6 protein-coding genes are annotated in these 5,211 nt (G+C 56.0%); all 6 read left to right on the forward strand.

Annotated features, from left to right (window positions below; genetic code table 11):
- Positions 1-30 precede the first annotated feature (30 nt).
- A complete protein-coding gene (locus tag ACZO0A_RS12090) occupies positions 31-900 on the forward strand; it encodes a PfkB family carbohydrate kinase (protein ID WP_486846393.1) in 870 nt (289 codons plus the stop codon).
- Between the two features lie 20 nt (positions 901-920).
- Positions 921-1,673, forward strand: a complete 753-nt coding sequence (locus ACZO0A_RS12095) for a GntR family transcriptional regulator (protein ID WP_486846394.1) — start codon at positions 921-923, stop codon at positions 1,671-1,673.
- Between the two features lie 44 nt (positions 1,674-1,717).
- Complete coding sequence (locus ACZO0A_RS12100; protein ID WP_486846395.1) at positions 1,718-2,158, forward strand: PTS sugar transporter subunit IIA; 441 nt, start codon at positions 1,718-1,720, stop codon at positions 2,156-2,158.
- Between the two features lie 13 nt (positions 2,159-2,171).
- Positions 2,172-3,605: an HAD family hydrolase gene (locus ACZO0A_RS12105; protein WP_486846396.1), complete on the forward strand. Its 1,434-nt coding sequence runs from the start codon at positions 2,172-2,174 to the stop codon at positions 3,603-3,605.
- Positions 3,606-3,674: 69 nt separating this feature from the next.
- On the forward strand, positions 3,675-4,547 hold the full coding sequence (locus ACZO0A_RS12110) for a YitT family protein (RefSeq protein WP_486846397.1): 873 nt from the start codon (positions 3,675-3,677) through the stop codon (positions 4,545-4,547).
- Positions 4,548-4,586: 39 nt separating this feature from the next.
- Positions 4,587-5,211, forward strand: a 625-nt coding sequence (deoC, locus tag ACZO0A_RS12115; protein WP_486846399.1) for a deoxyribose-phosphate aldolase, incomplete at its 3' end; no start/stop codon positions are given.

The following is a 5,211-nucleotide window of genomic DNA, read 5'->3' on the forward strand; positions in this document are numbered from 1 at the left end:
CCGCTATTACAGAAAAGAGAGCTATTGAGTATGAAACTGATTGCATTAGGGGATAACGTAATAGACTATTACCACAATACACAGGAGTGCTTCCCCGGCGGCAATGCGGTAAACGTTGCAGTTCATGCTGCGCGGCTGGGGGCACAGGCCGAGTATCTCGGCTCCCTCGGCGATGACAAGATGGCACATATTGTGGAGAAAGCACTCCGGGAAAACGGTGTGGACATCAGCCATTGCCCCGTTTTGCAAGGGTGTACCACCAAGGTGTGCAGCTATGATGTGGTCAACGGGGAGCGCAGCTTTATCGAGGTCATCACCGGGGAAAGCTGGACCGGCCCGCTGCAGATCGGTGCGCAGGAGCTGGACGAGCTGAAAACCGCCGATCTGATCGTCAGCAGCTGCAATGCCAAAATGCCCGAACAGATGGCGGCTGTGCAGGCGCTGCCCGCTGTGTTTGCCTATGACTTCGGCGAAAAGGAAAAGTACCGTACCGATGCCTACTATGACGAGGTTTGCCATGGTATAGATCTGGCGATGCTTTCCTGCAAGCCGATGGACAAGGCTGCTTTTGCGGAATTGTGCGCGCCGCTGCACCGCCGCGGCGTGGTGCACGTTCTGGCTACGATGGGCGCAGCCGGACAAATGTTGTCCGTACAGGGAAAAATTGTGGAAAAGACTACCCAAATGGTAGAGGCAAGTGATACAATGGGGGCAGGAGATTCTTTCCTTGCTGCATTCCTCTGCTCGCTGTATACTGCGGGGTGGCAAAAAGCAAAGCCCATGCCGGAGCAGGCGCTTCTGGCAGCACTGGCTGCCGGGCAGCAGGTCTCGGCACGTAACTGTATGGCACAGGGCGGCTTTGGCTGTAAAGCGGAAATCTCCCGGGACAGCATTGAATAACAAAAAGGAGATTCCCTATTATGATCGAACTGAACGGAATACAGCTTGACAAAATCAGCGCAGTCCCTCTGTACGAGCAGCTGCGTAAGGCGTTGCTGGAGGCTATCACCAGCGGGAAACTGCCGGCAGGGACCAAATTGCCGACAGAGGAGGAGCTGTGCGCCCAGTTCGGCATTTCACGCCCCGTTGCGCGGCAGGCTTACAATATGCTGATCGAAGAAGGCTTTGTGGAACGCATGCGGGGCCGCGGTACTTTTGTGCGCAGCCCCGATACCCGTGGCCGCTTCCTGAACAAGCAGCTGAGCTTTGCCGCCGAGATGGGGGTTTTGAACCTGGAACACCGTACCGAGGTGCTGCGTGCAGAGTGGGTAAGCTATACCCCGGAACTGTTTGCACGGCTCAAGCTGGAACGCGGGGACCGCTGCTATCATCTTGTGCGTATGCGCTATGTCAGCGGAAAGCCCTTTGTTCTCGTGGAAAACTATGTGCCGGAATCTGTGTTTCCCGGTATTGATGCCTACGACTTCGCCCGGCGCTCGCTGTACGATGTCTTTGAAACCGTCTACCACGAGAGGATCATCAAATCGCGCCGTGTGCTGATGGCGCAGACCGCCAACGCCGAGTTTGCCAACCTGTTCGGCGTACACCGCGGTTCCCCCGTGCTGTATGTCGAAAACGTGGTCATGGACCAAAACGACCGCCCGATCGACCTCAGTAAAGAGTATCTGGACGGCGTTACCCAGAAATTTGAATTTGAAGTTGTCAACCAATAAGCCGGGTCTGTGCGCCCGGTCTTGCTAAAGGAGTATAGTTTGCTATGGTAGGTGTAGTTGTGACCGGGCATGGCGGCTTTGCCGCCGGTATGACTGCCAATGTAAAAATGCTGGCAGGCAGTGATGCGGAAGTAAAGGCCGTGGATTTTGCCGACGGCATGGATATGGAAGTGTTTGAAAAGCAGCTGGCTGAGGCAATCGACAGCTATGCAGACTGCGAGGCTGTTCTGGTGCTGGCAGACATTGCCGGCGGTACGCCGTACAACCGCGCAGCGGGGCTTTCTATGACCCGCCCCAAGGTGCGTGTGATCTCCGGGTTGAACAGCAGTATGCTGATGGATCTGTGCATGCGCAATATCACCGGTGACGAATGCTCCGATGTGGATGCACTGGCTGCCGACATTATGCAGACCGGGCACGAAAACATCGGCAAGTTTGTGCTGGAGGTTCCCGCCCAGCCGCAGGAGGACGAGGACGGTATCTGAAGGGAGAAACGCCATGAAGCCGATCAAGGCAGTCATCTTTGATATGGACGGCGTGCTGATCGACAGTGAACCGGTCTACCTGCACCATCAGTATGCATATCTGAAGCCGTCCTACCCGTGGATCACCGTGGAAAGCATGTACCCGTTGGTGGGCATTTCCGGGCAGGAATATATGCCTTTTATGGCAAAACTTTGCCGCCGCACCGACGATGCCGCGTTCCGGCAGGAAATGGACGCCATGAACGCCGGCTGCCGGGTGTATTACCCGGACATTCTGCGCAAGGAGGTTCGCCCGCTGCTGCATGAATTAAAGCAGATGGGGCTGCAGGTAGCTCTTGCAAGCAGCAGCAGCCGGGAATGTATTGAGCAGGTCCTGACACAATGCGAGATTCGGGAACTGTTTGACTGCATCGTCAGCGGTCACGAATTTACCCACAGCAAGCCGGATCCTGAAATTTACCGTTTCACCATGGACAAGCTGGGGCGCAAGCCGGAGGAATGTCTGATCGTGGAGGACTCCACCTACGGTGTGCAGGCAGGTACGGCGGCGGGCGGCGTTGTGGCTGCCCTGCGGGACGAAAGATTCCCGTTTGACCAGCGGGCGGCGCAGCTGCATATCGACAGCCTTGCCGAGCTGCCTGCGCTGGCGGCGTGCGGCGGAAAAAGGATACGCGCAGCCTTCTTTGATGTGGACGGCACTCTGATTACCGTGGGCGGGCATCGGATGCCGCCCAGTGTAGCCCCGGCACTGCAGGCTTTACAGCGCAGCGGTGTGCAGGTGTTTCTGTGTACCGGCCGCCATGCGCTGGAAATCGAAGAAGAAAATATGCTGCCCGGAATCACGGTTGACGGTGCTGTTTATATGAACGGTCAACTCTGCGAGCTGCAGGGGCAGATCGTGTGGGAAACGCCCATTCCTGCCGGGGACCTGTCGGCCTTGAAGCAGTTTTTACAAAAAAAGAACTGCAGCTGCATTTTTCTTGAAAAAGACAGGATGTACGCCAACTGTGTGGACACCCGCATGGAGGTCGAGCAGGCAAAAATCGGCACCGCCGTGCCTGCTGTGCGTGACATCTCCGATTTGGAAAACCGCCGCATCTATCAGGTCATCCCCTTCGTGAACGCGGAGGAGGAAGAAGAACTGCTGCGGCGGATGCCCCATTGCCGGACAAAGCGCTGGGGAGATGCCGTGGTGGATCTGATGAGCCGATCTGGCGGCAAGGAAAACGGTATCCGTGCCCTGTGTGCGGCAATCGGTATCACCACGGAGGAAACCATTGCCTTTGGAGATGCCGACAACGATTTGGAAATGCTGCAACTGGCCGGTATCGGTGTGGCGATGGGCAATGCCCTGCCGCAGGTGCGCGCCTGTGCCGATATGGTCACAGACACCGTGGAAAATGATGGCATCGCCCATGCACTTCAAAAATTAAAACTGATTGGATAAATCACAAAACGAGGAGCGCTTTCCCGCAAGAAAGGCTCCTCGTTTTCCAAAAGGGGGCAGTGTTCTATAATGAAAGAAAAAACGCAGACCCTTGTAACGGATCAGCTGTATAACTTAGTTGCAGGGGTTCTGTACGCCCTGAGCATCTGTTATTTTGCCAAGGGCGCAGACTTTGCACCCGGCGGACTGTCGGGTCTTGCCTTGCTGGGCAACTATCTGTGGGGGTTCCCCATCGGCATCACAACGCTGGTGCTGAATGTGCCTCTGATTTTGCTTGGCTTCCGCTTTGTGGGACGCGCCTTCCTGGGGAAAACGGTCATCAGTATGCTGTGGTGTACCTTTTTTCAGGATGTTGTCTTTGCAGACCAGCCCGGCTACGGCGGTGATCCGTTGCTGGCGGCCCTGTTTGCGGGTATCACATGGGGCGGCGCATTGGCGCTTTTGTATATGCGGGGCTCGTCCAGCGGCGGCACCGATTTTTTGACGATGTCGATCAAAGTGCTGCGCCCGCATCTGTCGGTCGGTGTTGTGACCGGCGCGATAGACCTTGTAGTAATCCTGTTAGGTTGGCCTGTGTTTGGCTCTGTCGATGCCGTTTTGTACGGCCTTGTCACAACGGCGGTCACCTCACTGGTCATCGACAAAATCATGTACGGCAGCAATGCAGGCAAAATGCTGACGATCATCACAACCAAGGGGCAGGAAATTGCGGACGAAATTTCCCGCCAATGTGAGCGCGGCTCAACGATGGTCAAAGCGGTGGGCACATACACCGGTACGGAACGGCAGATGCTGCTCTGCGTCTGTGCCAGACCGCAGGTGTACCGTATCCGGATGGCCGCCTACCGCATAGACCCCGGCTGTATGGTCATGGTGACGGAAACCAGCGAGGTCTACGGCGAGGGCTTCATTGACCCCGGCAAGACAGCATCGTTTTTGTAAAGACTGCTGCCGCACACGAAAAGAAAGGAAGGTTTTGTTATGAATCCTATTACGCCTGCCGAATTGGCAGCTTACTTTGACCATACCCAGCTGCGCGCCTATGCGCAGCGCAAAGATTTTGAAAAGCTCTGCGCAGAGGCACGCGAGTACGGCTTTGCCATGGTGGCCATCAACCCGGCTCCGGTTTCCCTGTGCAAGGACCTGCTGGCGGGAACATCGGTGCATGTAGGGGCAGCGGTTGGTTTCCCCCTGGGGCAGAGTACGCCCAAGGTCAAGAAATACGAAACCGTAGATGCGATCGCCAATGGCGCGGATGAGATCGATTATGTCATCAATATTACGCAGCTGAAAGAGAAAAACTACGATTTTATTGAGCATGAGATGGCCGGCATTGTAGAAGAATGTCGCGGTGCAGGGGTGATCTCGAAAGTGATTTTTGAGAACTGCTACCTGACCGAGGAGGAAAAGCGCGCACTGTGTTCCATCGCGCGGGAGGTCCGCCCGGATTTCATAAAGACGTCCACGGGCTTTGGCACCGGCGGCGCAACCTTTGAGGATGTGGTGCTGATGAAAAAATGCGTCGGCGATGAGGTAAAAATCAAGGCGGCCGGCGGCATCCGCACTTTGGATACCGCTTTGCGCATGATCGAGCTGGGCGTATCCC

This window comes from Gemmiger sp., assembly GCF_057431175.1.